20 protein-coding genes are annotated in these 16,476 nt (G+C 60.0%); 5 read left to right on the top strand and 15 right to left on the bottom strand.

What is annotated here, in order from left to right; translation table 11 throughout:
• The first annotated feature begins 77 nt into the window (after positions 1 to 77).
• On the top strand, positions 78 to 953 hold the full coding sequence (gene speE / locus HU742_RS18400; RefSeq protein ID WP_186610463.1) for a polyamine aminopropyltransferase: 876 nt from the start codon (positions 78 to 80) through the stop codon (positions 951 to 953).
• A 285-nt stretch (positions 954 to 1,238) separates the two neighbouring features.
• On the top strand, positions 1,239 to 3,332 hold the full coding sequence (locus HU742_RS18395) for an LTA synthase family protein (RefSeq protein ID WP_186643021.1): 2,094 nt from the start codon (positions 1,239 to 1,241) through the stop codon (positions 3,330 to 3,332).
• A 57-nt stretch (positions 3,333 to 3,389) separates the two neighbouring features.
• Here the strand turns inward: HU742_RS18395 and HU742_RS18390 are convergent, their stop codons facing one another.
• Positions 3,390 to 3,542 (bottom strand): DUF3309 family protein, encoded by a 153-nt coding sequence (locus HU742_RS18390; RefSeq protein ID WP_003183939.1) that lies wholly within the window; start codon positions 3,540 to 3,542, stop codon positions 3,390 to 3,392.
• Between the two features lie 288 nt (positions 3,543 to 3,830).
• Between HU742_RS18390 and HU742_RS18385 the strand changes: the two genes are divergently transcribed.
• From HU742_RS18385 to csrA, 3 genes are all read left to right on the top strand, one after another.
• A complete protein-coding gene (locus HU742_RS18385) occupies positions 3,831 to 4,646 on the top strand; it encodes an SDR family oxidoreductase (protein ID WP_186643022.1) in 816 nt (271 codons plus the stop codon).
• A 57-nt stretch (positions 4,647 to 4,703) separates the two neighbouring features.
• A complete protein-coding gene (locus HU742_RS18380; RefSeq protein ID WP_186637099.1) occupies positions 4,704 to 5,036 on the top strand; it encodes a YnfA family protein in 333 nt (110 codons plus the stop codon).
• A 151-nt stretch (positions 5,037 to 5,187) separates the two neighbouring features.
• Complete coding sequence (csrA, locus tag HU742_RS18375; protein ID WP_186610467.1) at positions 5,188 to 5,388, top strand: carbon storage regulator CsrA; 201 nt, start codon at positions 5,188 to 5,190, stop codon at positions 5,386 to 5,388.
• Here csrA and HU742_RS18370 read toward each other — a convergent pair.
• The 14 genes from HU742_RS18370 to HU742_RS18305 form a co-directional block, all read right to left on the bottom strand.
• Positions 5,377 to 5,604, bottom strand: a complete 228-nt coding sequence (locus HU742_RS18370) for a YheU family protein (protein ID WP_047226285.1) — start codon at positions 5,602 to 5,604, stop codon at positions 5,377 to 5,379. The two genes, csrA and HU742_RS18370, sit on opposite strands and share 12 nt — an antisense overlap.
• A gap of 111 nt (positions 5,605 to 5,715) precedes the next feature.
• Positions 5,716 to 6,906 carry an osmoprotectant NAGGN system M42 family peptidase gene (locus HU742_RS18365; RefSeq protein ID WP_189664296.1) on the bottom strand — a complete coding sequence of 397 codons (1,191 nt, stop codon included), beginning with the start codon at positions 6,904 to 6,906 and terminating at the stop codon, positions 5,716 to 5,718.
• A 155-nt stretch (positions 6,907 to 7,061) separates the two neighbouring features.
• Positions 7,062 to 8,807 carry an N-acetylglutaminylglutamine synthetase gene (ngg, locus tag HU742_RS18360; protein ID WP_186643023.1) on the bottom strand — a complete coding sequence of 582 codons (1,746 nt, stop codon included), beginning with the start codon at positions 8,805 to 8,807 and terminating at the stop codon, positions 7,062 to 7,064.
• Between the two features lie 4 nt (positions 8,808 to 8,811).
• A complete protein-coding gene (locus HU742_RS18355; protein ID WP_186643024.1) occupies positions 8,812 to 10,584 on the bottom strand; it encodes an N-acetylglutaminylglutamine amidotransferase in 1,773 nt (590 codons plus the stop codon).
• Positions 10,585 to 10,622: 38 nt separating this feature from the next.
• Complete coding sequence (locus HU742_RS18350; protein ID WP_186643025.1) at positions 10,623 to 11,804, bottom strand: tyrosine-type recombinase/integrase; 1,182 nt, start codon at positions 11,802 to 11,804, stop codon at positions 10,623 to 10,625.
• Between the two features lie 181 nt (positions 11,805 to 11,985).
• The gene (locus tag HU742_RS18345) at positions 11,986 to 12,171 is read right to left on the bottom strand and encodes a hypothetical protein (RefSeq protein ID WP_186643026.1); all 186 of its coding nucleotides are present in this window, start codon (positions 12,169 to 12,171) and stop codon (positions 11,986 to 11,988) included.
• 37 nt (positions 12,172 to 12,208) lie between these two features.
• Positions 12,209 to 12,565 (bottom strand): DUF5406 family protein, encoded by a 357-nt coding sequence (locus HU742_RS18340; protein ID WP_186643027.1) that lies wholly within the window; start codon positions 12,563 to 12,565, stop codon positions 12,209 to 12,211.
• A 49-nt stretch (positions 12,566 to 12,614) separates the two neighbouring features.
• Complete coding sequence (locus HU742_RS18335) at positions 12,615 to 13,076, bottom strand: hypothetical protein (RefSeq protein ID WP_186643028.1); 462 nt, start codon at positions 13,074 to 13,076, stop codon at positions 12,615 to 12,617.
• On the bottom strand, positions 13,073 to 13,408 hold the full coding sequence (locus HU742_RS18330) for a hypothetical protein (protein ID WP_186643029.1): 336 nt from the start codon (positions 13,406 to 13,408) through the stop codon (positions 13,073 to 13,075). The genes HU742_RS18335 and HU742_RS18330 overlap by 4 nt, the downstream gene beginning before the upstream one ends.
• 57 nt (positions 13,409 to 13,465) lie before the next feature.
• Positions 13,466 to 13,897, bottom strand: coding sequence for a hypothetical protein (locus HU742_RS18325; protein WP_186643030.1), 432 nt, complete (start codon positions 13,895 to 13,897; stop codon positions 13,466 to 13,468).
• A 52-nt stretch (positions 13,898 to 13,949) separates the two neighbouring features.
• Positions 13,950 to 14,624, bottom strand: a complete 675-nt coding sequence (locus tag HU742_RS18320) for a hypothetical protein (RefSeq protein ID WP_186643031.1) — start codon at positions 14,622 to 14,624, stop codon at positions 13,950 to 13,952.
• Positions 14,614 to 14,817: a hypothetical protein gene (locus tag HU742_RS18315; RefSeq protein ID WP_186643032.1), complete on the bottom strand. Its 204-nt coding sequence runs from the start codon at positions 14,815 to 14,817 to the stop codon at positions 14,614 to 14,616. The genes HU742_RS18320 and HU742_RS18315 overlap by 11 nt, the downstream gene beginning before the upstream one ends.
• On the bottom strand, positions 14,810 to 15,229 hold the full coding sequence (locus HU742_RS26825; RefSeq protein WP_189664297.1) for a hypothetical protein: 420 nt from the start codon (positions 15,227 to 15,229) through the stop codon (positions 14,810 to 14,812). Before HU742_RS26825 ends, HU742_RS18315 begins: the two co-directional genes overlap by 8 nt.
• A gap of 260 nt (positions 15,230 to 15,489) precedes the next feature.
• Entirely contained in the window at positions 15,490 to 16,413 is a 924-nt protein-coding gene (locus HU742_RS18305) for a DNA cytosine methyltransferase (protein WP_186643033.1), read from the bottom strand.
• Positions 16,414 to 16,476: the final 63 nt, after the last annotated feature.

Below are 16,476 nucleotides of genomic sequence, written 5' to 3'. Positions count from 1 at the left end.
TGTCATCCCCAGCGTCGTAGAATGCGCGCCTTTGCGAGCCTCATTGGCCAACCGCGTATTTATCGGAGCACCTGACCATGACGACCACCCCGACCGGCGATTACCTGGAAACCCTCTACGAAGGCTACGGCCAGCGTTTTCGCATGGACAAGCTGCTGCATGAGGTGCGCACCGAGCACCAGCACCTGGTGATCTTTGAAAACCCGCGCATGGGCCGGGTCATGGCCCTGGACGGTGTGATCCAGACCACCGAAGCCGATGAATTCATCTACCACGAGATGCTGACCCACGTGCCTATCCTGGCCCATGGCGCGGTCAAGCGCGTGCTGATCATCGGTGGTGGCGACGGCGGCATGCTGCGCGAAGTGACCAAGCACATCGGCATCGAGCACATCACCATGGTCGAGATCGACGGCACGGTGGTGGACATGTGCAAGGAGTTCCTGCCCAACCACTCCAAGGGGGCCTACGACGACCCACGCCTGAACCTGGTGATCGACGACGGCATGCGTTTTGTCGCCACCACCCAGGAAAAATTCGACGTCATCATTTCCGACTCCACCGATCCGATCGGTCCTGGCGAGGTGCTGTTTTCGGAAAACTTCTACCAGGCGTGCCATCGCTGCCTGAACGAAGGTGGCATCCTGGTGACCCAGAACGGCACGCCATTCATGCAGCTGGGCGAAGTGCAGACCACCGCCGGACGCCTGCACGGTTTGTTCGCCGACTGGCATTTCTACCAGGCGGCCGTGCCGACCTACATTGGCGGCGCCATGACCTTTGCTTGGGGCGCGACTGATCCTGCCTATCGCAAGTTGTCGCGTGAAACCCTGCGCGAGCGTTTCATCGGCAGCGGCATCGTCACCCGCTACTACAACCCCGAGATCCATATCGGCGCCTTTGCCATGCCGCAATATGTGTTGCAGTCGATCAATAAGCCGAGCAACGACTGATTCAATGAAAATCGCTGTGGCGAGGGGATAAATCCCCTTGCCACAACGATGCTCGACTCCAGAGAACGGGCGCTTTTGTGTTTCCAGATATTCATTGAACGAAATTTTCACGAAACCTTGCGGACAATCCCACGCGCTTTTAGCGCCGCGGTTATTTAATGGCAATGCCATGGCCGTTGGTGCAAGATTTGCGCTTTCGCGAAAGCCCCGGGCCTGTCATTGGCCAACAGAGGGCGCGCCGTTGTTCTTTTCTGTTCCTCCAATTCCAATAGGTCCCTAAACGACATGGCAATCCCGGACGCCCTGAGTCAGCAGCGCACCACGCATCGCCTGCTGCAACCGACCGTCAAATCGCACCTGGCCTATACGTTGCTCTGTGCCTTGGTGATGATGGTCATGCTGAGCCTGCTGCGCGTTGCGCTGCTGGTCTATAACCGCGAAATGATCCTCGACACCCCAGCCTCCACCTTCGTTGAAGCATTTGCCAACGGCCTGCGTTTCGACTTGCGCCTGGTGGTCTATCTCTGCATTCCGCTGCTGCTGGCTTTGTTCAGCGCGCGGGCGATGGCGGCGCGTGGATTCTTTCGTTTCTGGCTGACCGTCACCTCCAGCATCGCGCTGTTCCTCGGCCTGATGGAAATGGACTTCTACCGTGAGTTCCACCAGCGCCTCAACGGCCTGGTCTTCCAGTATGTGAAGGAAGACCCGAAAACCGTGGCGAGCATGCTTTGGTACGGTTTCCCGGTAGTGCGTTACCTGCTGGCCTGGGTCGGCGGCACCCTGCTCATGAGCCTGGCGTTCAAGGGCGCCGATCGCGCCACCCGGCCGCGTGGGCCTTTCAGCGGAGGCAGCATCGGCACACGCCAGATCGCCCCGTGGTACGGACGTGTCGCGGTGTTCATGATCTGCTTGGTGGTGGCGGTGGCCGCTGCGCGTGGCACCCTGCGCCAAGGCCCGCCGCTGCGTTGGGGCGACGTCTACACCACGGATTCGAACTTCGCCAACCAATTGGGCCTCAACGGCACGTTGTCGCTGGTGGCGGCGGCCAAGAGCCGGATGTCCGAAGACCGCGACAACATCTGGAAAGCCACCCTCGAGCAACCGCTGGCACAACAGACCGTTCGCGACATGCTGGTGATGCCCGACGACAAACTGGTGGATACCGAGACGGCCGCCGTGCGCCGCGACTACACGCCGCCGGCCGACAAGACGCTGCCGATCAAGAACGTGGTGGTGATCCTCATGGAAAGCATGGCCGGTCACTCGGTGGGCGCCTTGGGCGCGCCGGGCAACATCACGCCTTACCTGGACAAACTGTCCAAGGAAGGCTTGCTGTTCGACCGCTTCTTCTCCAACGGCACCCACACTCACCAGGGCATGTTCGCCACCATGGCGTGTTTCCCGAACCTGCCGGGCTTCGAATACCTGATGCAGACGCCGGAAGGCAGCCACAAGCTGTCGGGCCTGCCACAGTTGCTCAGCGCGCGTGAATACGACGACGTGTATGTCTACAACGGCGATTTTGCCTGGGACAACCAGTCAGGCTTCTTCAGCAGCCAGGGCATGACCAACTTCATCGGGCGCAATGACTATGTGAACCCGGTGTTCTCCGACCCGACCTGGGGTGTGTCCGACCAGGACATGTTCGATCGTGGCCTGATCGAGCTCAAGGCGCGGGAAAACGGCAAGCCGTTCTATGCCTTGCTGCAAACCCTGTCCAACCACACGCCGTACGCGCTGCCGACACCGTTGCCAGTCGAGCCGGTCACTGACCGTGGCAGCTTGAACGAACACCTGACCGCCATGCGTTACTCCGATTGGGCGCTGGGCCAGTTCTTCGAGAAGGCGCGCAAGGAGCCTTACTTCAAGGAAACCCTGTTCGTCGTGGTCGGTGACCATGGCTTTGGCAACGAGCGCCAGATCACCGAAATGGACTTGGGTCGTTTCAACGTGCCTATGCTGCTGATCGGGCCGGGCATACAGGAGAAGTTCGGCCAGCGCAACCACACCGTGGGCACCCAGGTCGATATCGTTCCGACCATCATGGGGCGGCTCGGTGGCCAGGTACGCAACCAGTGCTGGGGCCGCGACCTGTTGAACTTGCCGGCGGGCGATACCGGGTTTGGCGTGATCAAGCCGTCGGGCAGCGAGCAGACCACGGCGATCATCCGCGACGACAAGATCCTCGTGCTGCCAAGGGAGAAGGAAATGGCGCCGAAGATGTATCGCTACGAACTGGGCGCCACTCCGCGTGCAGAAGTCATTCCGGATGCACCGGAAACGGCCGAGATGAAACTCAAGCTCGAATCGTTCCTGCAAACCGCGACCAAGAGCCTGATGGATAACACCGCAGGCGTTATAGACGGCAAGCCGGACTGATATCGGCGACCCATAAAAAAAGAGGCCCGAAAGGGCCTCTTTTTTTGCGCCTGGTATTTATATCTTGCCGAGTAACAGCAGGACCAACAGCACCACCAGTACTACGCCGATGATACCGGACGGGCCATAACCCCAACTTCTGGAGTGCGGGAAGACCGGCAGGCCACCGATCAGCAGGAGGATCAGGATGATGATTAGAATAGTGCCCATTGTTGATTTCCTTATTGGTCAGTTCTGGAGTGATGTAACTTTTAACTGCCAGCGCGCATGCATTAAATCCGGGCGGCTTAATAAGTCCGACCGTAACGTCCTGTAAAAAATTCAATGTTTTTTGTTGTTGCCATAACGCATCACTTTGGCGCCCGCAGGTTTCAGGTCAAGACCTCTAAACCGCCTGCGGTTTGCCCCCGCCATTCAGCAATCTGATGGAGCGTGGGTCCGGCCGGCGCCTTCGCTACACTCGGCCCATCTCTCCCGGAACAACAAGGCTGTTTCCCTATGCAAAATCGCATGATGATCACTGGTGCCGGCTCTGGCCTGGGTCGCGAAATCGCGCTGCGCTGGGCCCGCGAAGGCTGGCGCCTGGCCTTGTCCGATGTCAGCGAGCCTGGCCTGCTGGAAACCCTCAAGCTGGTGCGCGCCGCAGGCGGCGACGGCTTTGTCCAGCGCTGCGATGTGCGCGACTACAGCCAGCTCACGGCGTTTGCCCAGGCCTGCGAGGAAAAACTCGGCGGCATCGACATCATCGTCAACAATGCCGGCGTAGCTTCAGGCGGGTTCTTCAGCGAACTGTCCCTGGAGGATTGGGACTGGCAAATCGCGATCAACCTGATGGGCGTGGTCAAGGGCTGCAAGGCGTTCCTGCCGCTGCTGGAAAAAAGCCGTGGGAAGATCATCAACATCGCTTCCATGGCTGCGCTGATGCAGGGCCCCGCCATGAGCAACTACAACGTGGCCAAGGCCGGTGTGGTGGCGCTGTCGGAGAGCCTGCTGATCGAGCTGGCGCAGCAGGAGATTGGCGTGCATGTGGTCTGCCCGTCATTCTTCCAGACCAACCTGCTGGACTCGTTCCGCGGCCCGACCCCGGCCATGAAAGCCCAAGTCGGCAAATTGCTGGAAAGCTCGCCCATCAGCGCCGCCGACATCGCCGATTACATCTACCAGCACGTCGCCCAAGGCGAGTTCATGATCCTGCCCCATGAGCAGGGGCGCATGGCGTGGGCCACCAAGCAAAAGAATCCCAAACTGCTGTATGACGAAATGACGGCCATGGCTGACAAGATGCGCGCCAAAGCCCGTCAGAACCAGGGTTGACCCCATGCTCCAATGTCCTCAGGATGGCGCGCTCGTGCCTTCCTGATGGACTGCTCCATGCTCAACTATTTGTGGTTTTTTCTCGCCGCACTCTTTGAAATCGCTGGCTGCTACGCCTTCTGGATGTGGTTGCGCCAAGGCAAGAGCGCCTGGTGGATCGGGCCGGCGCTGCTCAGCCTGACGCTGTTCGCCCTCTTGCTGACCCGCATCGAAGCGACGTACGCCGGTCGTGCGTATGCCGCCTACGGGGGAATTTATATCATCGCTTCCATTGGCTGGCTGGCCGTCGTGGAGCGTGCCCGGCCGCTGGGTTCCGACTGGATTGGCGTGGCGCTCTGCGTGTTGGGCGCGGGTGTGATTCTGTTCGGGCCGCGGTTCTCCGGTCCTTGAATTGACCCGGTGCCTGACCGGGTTTTGCAGGACGTTTCCTTCAGCCACCGGAGTTTTGTTTGTAGGGGGTTACTGAATTCCCGCCGGTACCTTGTGCACAGAAAACAGGCCGGGCATGGTCTAGGTCCAGACATTCTTAAGGACAAGAGCCATGCTCGTACTAAGCCGCGCTGTAGGTGAATTGATTTCCATAGGTGACGACATTTCCGTCCGTGTGCTGTCGATCAGCGGCAGCACCGTGCGTTTCGGCGTGGAGGCGCCTCGGCACGTCGACGTCCATCGCTCGGAAATCTACGACAAGATCCAGAGAAAAAAGGCCCAGGCCGCACGCAAGGCCTGTTCAGTCGAATAGGTGCTTGGGCACGTCATGCTTGAGCATCAGTTGGCACTGTTCGCTCTCGGGGTCGAAGACAATCATGGCCTGGCCTTTGGTCAGGGCCTGCCTGACCCGCAGGACTCGCGTCTCCAAAGGCGTATCGTCGCCATTGTCAGTCCCATCGCGGGTGACGAAATCCTCGATCAGGCGGGTGAGCGTGTCGACTTCGAGTTGGTCGTAAGGGATCAGCATTGTAGGGCTCCGCTAAACAATGAGGCGGATGCTACGGTGGATAGGCCGTCGCGGCTAGCCTGGGCTTCGCGACGGCTGTTCCAGTGATATCCCTTAATGCTTGAAGCCGGATCACTGATCCGAACGCTGCCCGATCAGGCTGTCGACTGACGGCACGCGGGTATCGCTTTCCATCTGCGCATCGTGTTCGATCTGGTGGCTGAAGCGGTCCAGCGATCCCTGGGCGGGTTGCGCGTCGCTGGCAAACACCGGTGGACTGAGGATATACGCGCCCAGCAAGCGGCTCAGTGCGGCCAGGCTGTCGATGTGGGTGCGCTCATAGCCATGGGTGGCGTCGCAGCCGAAAGCGAGCAGGGCGGTGCGGATGTCGTGGCCGGCGGTGATGGCCGAGTGGGCGTCGCTGAAGTAGTAGCGGAACAGGTCGCGGCGCGCCGGCAACTCGTTCTCGCGGGCCAACTTCAACAGGTGGCGCGACAGATGATAGTCGTAGGGGCCTCCGGAATCCTGCATCGCCACGCTCACCGCATGTTCGCTGGAGTGCTGACCGGGTGCGACCGGAGCGATGTCGATCCCGACGAACTCACTGACGTCCCAGGGCAATGCCGCCGCCGCGCCGCTGCCGGTTTCCTCGGTGATGGTGAAGAGTGGGTGACAGTCGATCAGCAACTCTTCGCCGCTGTCGACAATGGCCTTGAGCGCTGCCAGCAACGCGGCAACCCCAGCCTTGTCATCCAGGTGTCGGGCGCTGATATGGCCACTTTCGGTGAATTCCGGCAACGGGTCGAAGGCGACGTAATCGCCGATACCGACCCCCAGTGTTTCGCAATCGGCGCGGGTGGTGCAGTAGGCGTCCAGGCGCAGTTCGATGTGGTCCCAACTGATGGGCATTTCATCCACCGCAGTGTTGAACGCGTGCCCGGACGCCATCAACGGCAACACACTGCCGCGGATGACGCCTGTGTCGGTAAACAGGCTGACCCGGCTGCCCTCGGCAAACCGACTGGACCAGCAACCTACCGGGGCCAGCGTCAGGCGGCCGTTGTCCTTGATGGCTCGAACCGAGGCACCAATGGTGTCCAGGTGCGCCGACACGGCCCGGTCAGGGCTGTTCTGGCGGCCCTTGAGAGTGGCGCGAATCGTCCCGCGCCGGGTCATTTCGAACGGGATGCCCAGCTCTTCGAGTCGCTCGGCGACATACCGCACGATGGTGTCGGTGAAACCGGTGGGGCTGGGAATGGCGAGCATTTCCAGCAGGACTTTTTGCAGGTATTCGAGATCCGGTTCGGGAATTTTACTGATCATGGAAACTCCTCACGGAACGTTAAGTTGGATGACGCATGATCGTTCCTACGCTCAGCGTGGGAATGCAGCCCGTGGCGCTCTGCGTCACCTGGACGCGGAGCGTCCCTTGAGGCATCCCCACGCGGAGCGTGGGAACGATCTGTCAGAGAGATATTTCAGACCGCCGCCTGGCTATGGGGAAACAACATATCCACAAAGCGTTCGGCGGTAGGTTGCGGTTCGTGGTTGGCCAGGCCGGCGCGCTCGTTGGCTTCGATGAACACGTACTCCGGCTGATCGGCCGCAGGCACGAGCAGGTCCAGACCGACCATGGGAATGTCCAGCGCCCGCGCGGCTCGTACGGCGGCATCGTTCAGGGTCGGATGAAGAATGCCGGTCACGTCTTCCAGCACGCCGCCGGTGTGAAGGTTCGCAGTACGACGCACGAACAGATGCTCGCCCGCGGGCAACACGCTGTCATAGTCGTAGCCGGCCGCACGCAACGTGCGTTCGGTCTCGGCGTCCATCGGAATCTTGCTTTCGCCTCCTGTGGCAGCCTGGCGTCGGCGGCTCTGGGCTTCGATCAGCGCGCCGATGCTGTGTTGGCCGTCACCGATCACTTCCGCCGGTCGTCGGATGGCCGCTGCCACCACTTCAAAGCCGATCACCACGATTCGCAGGTCCAGGCCCTCATGGAAGCTTTCCAGCAGCACGCGGCTGTCGAATTTGCGCGCCGCTTCGATGGCGTCCTGTACCTCTTCGATAGTCCGAAGGTCCACCGCCACGCCCTGGCCTTGTTCACCGTCCAGCGGCTTGACCACCACGCGCTCGTGCTCATCGAGAAACGCCAGGTTGTCGTCGGCATTGCCTGCCAGCTGTTGGGCCGGCAAATTCAGGCCAGCGTTCTTCAACACTTTATGGGTCAGGCTCTTGTTCTGGCACAAGGTCATGCTGATGGCGCTGGTCAAGTCGCTCAGCGATTCCCGGCAGCGGATCCGTCGGCTGCCATGCACCAGGGTGAACAGCCCGGCCTCGGCATCATCCACCTGAACTTCGATGCCGCGACGGTGCGCCTCATCGACAATGATTCGCGCGTATGGATTGAATTCCGCCTCGGGACCAGGCCCGAGGAACAGCGGCTGGTTGATGCCGTTCTTGCGCTTGATGGCGAAGGTCGAGAGGTTGCGAAAGCCAAGTTTGGCGTAGAGGTTCTTCGCCAAGCGATTGTTGTGTAGCACTGACAGGTCGAGGTAGCTCAAGCCTCGGCTCATGAAGTGCTCGATAAGATGACGCACCAGCACTTCGCCAACACCGGGGCGCGAGCACTGCGGGTCCACCGCCAGGCACCAGAGGCTGCTGCCGTTTTCCGGGTCATTGAAGGCCTTCTGGTGATTGAGGCCCATGACGCTGCCGATCACCGCGCCGCTGTCGTCGTCTTCGGCCAGCCAGTACACCGGGCCGCCCTGATGGCGCGGGGTCAATCGCTGGGGATCAATGGGCAGCATAGCGCGGGCCTGGTAAAGCTGGTTGATGGCTTGCCAGTCGGAATCGCCCTGGGCCCGGCGAATCCGAAAACCGCGAAACACCCGCGTGGCTTGTCGGTAGTCACTGAACCACAGGCGCAGGGTGTCCGACGGATCGAGGAACAGATGCGCCGGTTCCAGCCCGAGCACTTGCTGGGGCGCGGCGACGTACAAGGCAATGTCGCGTTCGCCGGGTTGTTCGTTGAGCAGTTCCCGGGCCAGGCTCGCCGGGTCCGGGAAGGTATGGCCGATCAGCAATCGGCCCCAGCCACAGTGCACCGCGATCGGGTCGGCGCCCAGCTCGCTGCCGTCTTCGGCCAGGCGTGCTTGCAGGCGTTCATAGGACGGTGGCTGGCCGCGCAACAGTCGTTGGTTGTGAAGGGTCGGGTGGGGTTTCATGATTTCAGATTCCTTGCTCGCTGAGCCACAGGTTCAGCGCCGCCAATTGCCACAGCCTCGAACCGCGCAGGGGCGTCAGCTGGCCATTGGGGTCGGTCAACAAACGGTCGAGCATGGTCGGGTTGAACAAGCCACGATCCTGGCTCGGATCCAGCAGCAACTCACGAACCCAGGCCAGCGTGTTGCCTTCCAGATGCTTGAGGCCCGGCACCGGAAAATAGCCTTTCTTGCGGTCGATGACCTCGCTCGGAATCACCCGGCGAGCTGCTTCCTTGAGCACATGCTTGCCGCCATCGGGCAGCTTGAATTCAGCTGGCACTCGGGCTGAAAGCTCCACCAGCCGGTAGTCGAGGAACGGCGTGCGCGCTTCCAGGCCCCAGGCCATGGTCATGTTGTCCACGCGTTTGACCGGGTCGTCCACCAGCATCACGGTGCTGTCCAGGCGCAGGGCCTTGTCGACTGCGGCATCGGCGCCCGGTTGGGCGAAATGTTCCTTGACGAAGTCACCGGCCGCGTCGTTGGCCATCAGCCATTTGGGCTGCACGGTAGCGGCGTACTCTTCGTAGCTGCGGTCGAAGAAGGCCGCGCGATAGGCGGCATACGGGTCGCTGGCGCCGTCCACTTGGGGATACCAGTGATAACCGGCGAACAGTTCGTCGGCGCCCTGGCCGCTTTGCACCACTTTGCAATGCTTGGCCACTTCCCGCGACAGCAGGTAGAAGGCGATGCAATCGTGGCTGACCATCGGCTCGCTCATGGCGCGGAATGCCGCGGGCAGTTGTTCGATGATTTCTTTTTCATCGATGCGCAACTGGTGGTGCCGGGTGCCGTAGTGCTTGGCGATCAAATCCGAATACTGGAACTCGTCACCGCGCTCGCCGCCGGCGTCCTGGAAGCCGATGGAGAATGTGGACAGGTCTTCGACGCCCACTTCGCGCAACAAGCCCACAAGCATGCTCGAATCCACGCCGCCGGAGAGCAACACACCGACATCGACGGCGGCGCGCTGGCGAATGGCAACGGCTTCGCGGGTGCTGTCGAGCACGCGCTCGATCCAGTCTTCCAGCTTCAGATTCTGCTCGTCGGCGCGTGGGCCGTAGGGCAGCGTCCACCAGGTTTTCTGCTCCGTGGTGCCATCCGCTTCGATGCGCATCCACGTCGCGGGCGGCAGTTTCTCGATGCCCGCCAACAGGGTGCGCGGCGCCGGGACGACGGCATGGAAATTCAGATAATGATTGAGGGCTACCGGGTCGAGCACCGGATTGATGTCACCGCCCTTGAGCAGCGCTGGCAAAGCCGAGGCAAAGCGCAGGCGTTGGCCGTTACGCGACAGGTACAGCGGCTTCACGCCGAGACGGTCGCGGGCGATGAACAGCCGCTTGGCGTCGCGTTCCCAGATGGCGAAGGCAAACATGCCGTTGAGCTTGGGCAGCAGGGCTTCGCCCCAGGCGTGATAACCCTTGAGCAGCACTTCGGTGTCGCCGCCGGAATGGAAGGTGTAGCCCAGGCCTTCGAGTTCGGCGCGCAGTTCCGGGTAGTTGTAGATCGCACCGTTGAATGCCAGTGACAGGCCCGATTGATTGTCGATCATCGGCTGCGCCGAGCCGTCGGAGAGGTCCATGATCTTCAGGCGACGATGGCCGAGGGCAATCGGTCCCTGGCTATGGAACCCCCACGCGTCGGGGCCGCGAGGGGCCAAGTGATGGGTGATTCGCTCTACGGCCGCAAGGTCCGCAGGTTGTTGATCGAAACGTAACTCTCCAGCTAATCCGCACATATTCCAAAAGGCCTTGTGTTTGCTGGGTCTAGGCGCATCTACCTCGAATCAAGTACCAAATTTGTACCGTTTTTCGGCAAATCCAGCTTTTCAAGCTCCGCGAAATCACTCGAGGAACTGATCCACTTGGCATAGGTTGAAAGCAACACCTGGACGCTGTGTCCGAGCTGAGCAGCGATGAACGCCGGGTTCATTCCTGACATCAGGCACATCGTTGCGTAGGTGTGCCTGGTGTCGTACATCCGGCGATATCGAATGCCCGACTTGCGCAGCGCTGCCAACCAATAGCGCTTAGCCCCTGTTTCGGAACGGATGTACAGCTCTGATCTTTCACCCGAACCTTCCGGCGCGAAAACGTAATCAGAGCGCGCCGCCGTAAGAGGTCTGGCTTTTTCGAGTGCTTGTAACGCTCGATCGTTCAATAAAACTTCCCGCGACACCTTCGTCTTGGTCCTCTCCTTGATCTTGCCGTACAGCCTGATACGGCACACCTTGGCGCGCTTCGAGCGCGTATCAACCTCGCTCCAGCGCAGGGCCATCGCCTCGCCTGGACGCATTCCTGTATAGAAAGAAAACTCAAAAAAACACGCATAAATCGATTGCAAGCCGCTCGTCACTTCGTACAGCTTGGCGATCAAGTCATCCGCTTCCTCACGACTGAATGGGTCGATTTCTCGCTTGATGACCCTGGTTGGTGGGATAGAGTTGGCCGGGTTCCTGAGGATCAGTTCGTCCTTCACCGCCTGGGATAGCATCCCAGTGACAAGCCTGATCGCACCTTTTCTGCGAATCGGCGATGTCCAAGTGATCGCGTTGACGACCTTTCGCATCAGAACCGGCGTGATTTTGTCGAGCGGATACTGGGCCAGGTAGGGGACCCAGTAGTTTTGCATGGTGCCACGGTAGTTCTTCCGCGTGCTGTCCTCGATCTGAAGGCTGTCCAGCCAGTCCTGGGCATAGTCGAAGAAGATCGGCATATGCCCATTCGAGTCGCTTCGGCTGTTAGGAAACAGCTCTCGGTATTTCTCCGGTGTCAGCGCGCCCAGCTTCGCCAGCTGCGTCACTTGAGCACGTAGAGCCTCGGCTGCTGCGATTCCCTTTGGGGTTTGCGGGAGAGCGAGCGTTTCGCAGTGCCGCTTCTTGTTCCAGGAGAACCTGATCCGGATCGACTTTCCGACAAGCTCAACTCCGGTGGGCAGCTCCATTGGCTCTCTAGCCATTCGTCATACCTCCATTTGCTGTACATGATTCGTCCGTCAATCTTCGACCAGACGCTGGCGGGGATAATGTTACGTTCTCGCTTGCGCTGCAGTGCTTTCGGTGTGGTGCCCAGCAGTTCGGCCATTCGCTTCTCGGTTACCTTGTCGTGGCCGGACTCATCGCCCAGCTTTTCGGCTGCCGTCATGATGATTGCCCCTTGTCGCGCTGCGCCTTGTTCCAGCCGGCCGTCCATTTCTGCTTGGAGGCGGGCGACGTGTCGTTTTCCGTTTCGAACGGGTTCTGCTTGATGTCGGTTCCTTTGAGGAACGCCGCGTAACCCTGCTCGAACGGGTTGATCTTCTGGCCGTGCAGTTCTGCAGTTGCCATGTGTGTGCTCCATGCCGCGCGTGGCGGCAGAAGGTGGTTATCGTGGTGTGATCGAGATTATTTCCGCCGAGATAAGCATTGCCTTCAGCCAGTCCTCGCCCTTCCGACCTTCGGGATCTTCCTCGCCGCATTCAAGGATCGACTCCGGGTCATCCAGCGCAGGCATCATCATCACGGCGTAGGTTTCTTCGCTGCAGTAGATGCCTCGCTGCTCAAGCGTTTCGTAGGCATTACCGACTGCGCAGTCAATGACGTCCAGGCCGGTGCAGTTGCCGCCGACATCAACCTCGATCACTGCGCGATACTTCCAGAGGCCAAAGATCAGGCGAACCCGCTGGACGGCCATGTTTCCTGAGCAGGTTAGGTTTGGGTCGTAATCCATAATTTCAGGCATACGAATTCCTCCGCCCGCCGTTCACCGGCAGGCTGTAGGTGGATTGGGGTTAGGAGGTGGGATTGGTCTGCTTGCGCTTGCGAGCTGCTACAACCAGTGACTTCGAGGTTTTAGCTACGCCGCCGGCGACGTCTTCGGGCAGGATTGCGGTCATGCAGTGAGGGCAGAGGGGCGCCATCTTCGTGCTGCGCCAGGCTTCGTCCATCACCTTTGCGGCGCGGCTGCGGATCTGGAACTGTTCAGCTTCTGCCAGCTCCCGTCGGCGAGTATTCAGCTTGCTCATGCCGGCGCTGAAAACCTCGACTATTCCAACGAAGGCATCAAAAGCCTCAACCTCGGCTTCACAGTCTTGGCACCAGACGCGCCGCTCTCCTTGGTCATAAACCAGCTGTTTGTGTCGGCAGGAGGATGCCGGTCGCCGTGTTAATCCTCGGGCCACGCGCAGGTCTTCGATCTGCACGACCTTCACGCCGTAGATGTAATCCTGCGGCTCGATAGGGGCATCACTCATGGCCTCCATCTCCTGCCCACGCGAAACACCATCATCATGTTGTGATGAAGGGGCACTTTAAGCACGTGGTCAAAAAACTCGCCCTTTCCAGAGATGAACCCGGTAGGCACCTTGCTTCCTGCGGTTCCGAATTCACGCCAGCATTCTTCGCCGCCGTTCTCGTCCCAGTAGGCACGCTCGCGTTTCGGGATCTCGTCGTAGGTTTTATAAAACACGGAGTGATTCGGGATATCACATATCCGGCGCCATGCTGGATTGCGCTTGCACCACTCGGCTGCATGCTCAGCAGCTTGGTCGGCAGAGTAAAATTCTTTCGTGTTTTGCGCGTTCATGGCCTAGGCCCCCGATATATCAGGTGGGCCATGTAGAGCAGGGGGAGGATCATGGCGTCATTCCCAAGCAAATGAGTTTTGGATGTAATCGCTCGGGATAACGGCCTCGCTGGGTGGATCCGTCGCCGTGACAGTCGAGTCTCCGAAGTACCCGATGGCGGCCTTGGCGCGCTCCAGTGAGAGCGTGGCATGCCGGATCTGCCACTCCTTGCGGCACTTGTACGAGTTCAACGCTCGCTCTTTGTCTGGGTAGGCAAAGCACCTTGAGGAGAAATACTGGTGCTTCAGCACTCGTTTCCGCGCTTTCTTTGCCCCTGCTTCACTCAGCCAGCCGCGCGTTAAGCGGTCGTGGTCTTGCTCGCTCAGCAGATACCAGCACATTGGGGTTTCGGCGTATGCCACCCAGGTCTGCATCGTCACGGTCAGGCCGTCCGGCCCGATGGTGTCGACGTAGCGGAAGTGGTCCGGGCCAGCCTTTGGGATTTCCATGGGCAATACCTGTCCTTTGCCGCTATAGCGGCTGACTTTGAAGGGGGAGGGGTTACTTGCTGAGAGTTGTGTCGATGCGATCGATCAGTGCGGCGTATTCAGGCGTCCAGTGCTCACGGGCCAGGCCGTCGGCGTTCTTGCCATCGCCGAGCCATTCGCGGGCCTTGGACAGCTCCCGCCGTAATGCAACGATTGAGTTTTTCCGGTCGCGAAGGTCGTGCTCAACCTCCCGCGCCTTGGTCAGTTCGGATTGCAGGTCATGTGCGGTGTCGGCGTTGTACTGGCAGCGGAGCTTCCATTCTTCCACCTCAGCCTGAGCCCGTTTCATTTTGGTCATGTATTCAAGCGCGTCATCGTTGGCCTTGAAGAGTTGGACGCTGATCGTGTCACGCTGCGCCATGACCTGCTTAGTGTTCTTGTTCGCCACCTGTAGGGCTGTGCGTAATTCGAACACCTCAGCCTGTAGCCGGGTAACGTGGGCTCGGTCTACCAGTTCTCGCATGTTTCGCCCTTGCCCGTACTGTTCTACGGACTCAAGGCCTGGGTAGTAGGTCGATGCGTGGTCAAGATACCCCAACACTTCCGGCTCCCCGCCAACAGGGGGCACAGGGTCCGCGAGTGCGGCGCGCAGCTTCGCACCCGTGCCAATGGATACTGCCCCGGACGTCAATTCCTTGAGGATTTGCTCGGCCAGTTCCCGCGACAGGGTGATTGTTTTATTGGTCATGTTTGTGGATTCCTGCACTGTTGCGCCCGGCCATCCATACCTTGAAGAGGTAGGTCGAGTGCTCATACTTGAAGGTTAGCGGGTCGCGCTTGAACGACGGGTGAGAGTTGTCGTCATGATGCGCCGTTGTGACTTCCAAGCTCCCCATGTCACGGCGGAACAAGTCCATCAGGTCTAGACGGTGCTCACTCATGGCTTTCAGCCTCGGCGTTCGGTTTGAGGGCGGCGGTCATGCGCTCGGCGAGTCTGTCCGCGCTTACCGACATAAGAGTTTCGGAGCAGTCCGCGCAGCCAAGCACGAGCAAGCAGGTCACGTCGTTAGTGTTCAGACGGTTGTTCTGAACGACGCTGTGGTTCTTGTTGTGCGCGAACCAGAAAAGGTTGTCGCTGCCACACGCCTTGCACTGGGTTGTCTTGCCGACGATTGAGGCGATTCGCTGGTTCTGGTCGTCCTCCCGCTGATCCTGCACTGTGAGGCGCTGCTGTAGGGCCAGGTTCTCGGCGGACACGCGGTCGAAGTCATCGGCTCCAACCCACGGCCCCTGTTCCATTTCTTCCATGCCGCTCCCAATTTGCGAAATGCAATAACGCTTCACGCTTTCCATACGCCCTCCTGGGGCTTAACGCTGATCACAGGCAGCGCAGCGGCTACCAAGATGTTGAAGAGGATCCAGCCAGCGAGTAACCAATCCATCACGACCTCCGAGCCTTGTAGGCAGTCGGCATAAAGACATAGCTGTCCTTGCCGTATTTAACGACCGTCCACTCTTCATTGGTCAGGCGGGCCATGAGCTCGCTGAATCGGTATTTGCGGATCACGATGATTTGCCTTGCCGGGGCATGCCCTGGCGGTGGAGTGGGGGAGCTATGCGGCTCGCTGGAGCTCTTCGATGACGATCTGTCCGGCCAGCGGCGGCACCGCGTTGCCGGTCATGTGCATGGTCAGCCGGTGGTTGTCCGGGCGCTTGGTGTCTGGTTTGAAGGATTGGGCCGCCAGAGCCTCGTCAGCCGACAGCATGCGCATTTCGTCACCGCGCACCAGGGCCCAGCGGTCAAGCGTGGTGATTGTGCCGATTGGACGGTCCAGGCTGCGGCCGGTAAGGCCCGAGCCGGATCCGTAGTAAGGCATGATGAAGCGCTCGCCGAAGCGCTCCCGCCCATTCTTTACGCGCAGTAGGGTCGATTCGGCTCGACCGGGCTTTTCGATCTTGCCCCACTTACCGGCAGCGAAGTCGATGAACGATGAGGCTGGCACATGTTGGCGCTGCTGAAGTTGTAGATTGAGTGGCGCCTTGCTGCGGGTGCAGACCAGGAACAGGCGAACCCGATGCTGGGGCACGCCAAGATCGGCGCAGTCAACGATGTGAGGGGCGATCATGTAGCCAAGAGCCGCCATCGCCAACGCCCAGGCCGGATACAGTTCCCAGTCCATGAATTCCTTGACGTTCTCTAAGAGCACGACCTCGGACCTATGGAACTCAGCCGCCGACACGACCGCCCATGCCGTGGAGCGAGATGCGTCGTGCTTGGTGTTCCCGGCCTTCTTGCCTCGTGCTTTCGAATGGCCTTGGCAGCACGGCGATGCAAGCAGTATGTCGTGCGCTGGAACCTGGGACCAATCAGCTTGGTGCAAGTCCTGACAGATGTGGATTGCATCAGGATGATTGCGACTATGCCACTCGACCGCAACGGGCCAGTGGTTGGCAGCCCATAAAACATTGACGCCCGCATTCCGGGCGCCGGTAGACCATCCGCCGAGCCCGGCGAACAAATCGATTGCTGTGAGCATGAGGATCCTCGCCGGTTGGCGTGATTCGAGTTTGTGGGCTATTGGTTGATGGCCCGGCATGAG

The sequence above is a fragment of the Pseudomonas marvdashtae genome (assembly GCF_014268655.2).
GTDB lineage: Bacteria > Pseudomonadota > Gammaproteobacteria > Pseudomonadales > Pseudomonadaceae > Aquipseudomonas > Aquipseudomonas marvdashtae.
This window is presented reverse-complemented; position numbering and strand designations above follow the sequence as displayed.

Excerpts from the sequence above, each read along its gene's own strand:
- speE (WP_186610463.1), top strand. The coding sequence starts at position 78 with ATGACGACCACCCCGACCGGCGATTACCTGGAAACCCTCTACGAAGGC.
- HU742_RS18395 (WP_186643021.1), top strand. The coding sequence starts at position 1,239 with ATGGCAATCCCGGACGCCCTGAGTCAGCAGCGCACCACGCATCGCCTG.
- HU742_RS18390 (WP_003183939.1), bottom strand. The coding sequence starts at position 3,542 with ATGGGCACTATTCTAATCATCATCCTGATCCTCCTGCTGATCGGTGGC.
- HU742_RS18385 (WP_186643022.1), top strand. The coding sequence starts at position 3,831 with ATGCAAAATCGCATGATGATCACTGGTGCCGGCTCTGGCCTGGGTCGC.
- HU742_RS18380 (WP_186637099.1), top strand. The coding sequence starts at position 4,704 with ATGCTCAACTATTTGTGGTTTTTTCTCGCCGCACTCTTTGAAATCGCT.
- csrA (WP_186610467.1), top strand. The coding sequence starts at position 5,188 with ATGCTCGTACTAAGCCGCGCTGTAGGTGAATTGATTTCCATAGGTGAC.
- HU742_RS18370 (WP_047226285.1), bottom strand. The coding sequence starts at position 5,604 with ATGCTGATCCCTTACGACCAACTCGAAGTCGACACGCTCACCCGCCTG.
- HU742_RS18365 (WP_189664296.1), bottom strand. The coding sequence starts at position 6,906 with ATGATCAGTAAAATTCCCGAACCGGATCTCGAATACCTGCAAAAAGTC.
- ngg (WP_186643023.1), bottom strand. The coding sequence starts at position 8,807 with ATGAAACCCCACCCGACCCTTCACAACCAACGACTGTTGCGCGGCCAG.
- HU742_RS18355 (WP_186643024.1), bottom strand. The coding sequence starts at position 10,584 with ATGTGCGGATTAGCTGGAGAGTTACGTTTCGATCAACAACCTGCGGAC.
- HU742_RS18350 (WP_186643025.1), bottom strand. The coding sequence starts at position 11,804 with ATGGCTAGAGAGCCAATGGAGCTGCCCACCGGAGTTGAGCTTGTCGGA.
- HU742_RS18345 (WP_186643026.1), bottom strand. The coding sequence starts at position 12,171 with ATGGCAACTGCAGAACTGCACGGCCAGAAGATCAACCCGTTCGAGCAG.
- HU742_RS18340 (WP_186643027.1), bottom strand. The coding sequence starts at position 12,565 with ATGCCTGAAATTATGGATTACGACCCAAACCTAACCTGCTCAGGAAAC.
- HU742_RS18335 (WP_186643028.1), bottom strand. The coding sequence starts at position 13,076 with ATGAGTGATGCCCCTATCGAGCCGCAGGATTACATCTACGGCGTGAAG.
- HU742_RS18330 (WP_186643029.1), bottom strand. The coding sequence starts at position 13,408 with ATGAACGCGCAAAACACGAAAGAATTTTACTCTGCCGACCAAGCTGCT.
- HU742_RS18325 (WP_186643030.1), bottom strand. The coding sequence starts at position 13,897 with ATGGAAATCCCAAAGGCTGGCCCGGACCACTTCCGCTACGTCGACACC.
- HU742_RS18320 (WP_186643031.1), bottom strand. The coding sequence starts at position 14,624 with ATGACCAATAAAACAATCACCCTGTCGCGGGAACTGGCCGAGCAAATC.
- HU742_RS18315 (WP_186643032.1), bottom strand. The coding sequence starts at position 14,817 with ATGAGTGAGCACCGTCTAGACCTGATGGACTTGTTCCGCCGTGACATG.
- HU742_RS26825 (WP_189664297.1), bottom strand. The coding sequence starts at position 15,229 with ATGGAAAGCGTGAAGCGTTATTGCATTTCGCAAATTGGGAGCGGCATG.
- HU742_RS18305 (WP_186643033.1), bottom strand. The coding sequence starts at position 16,413 with ATGCTCACAGCAATCGATTTGTTCGCCGGGCTCGGCGGATGGTCTACC.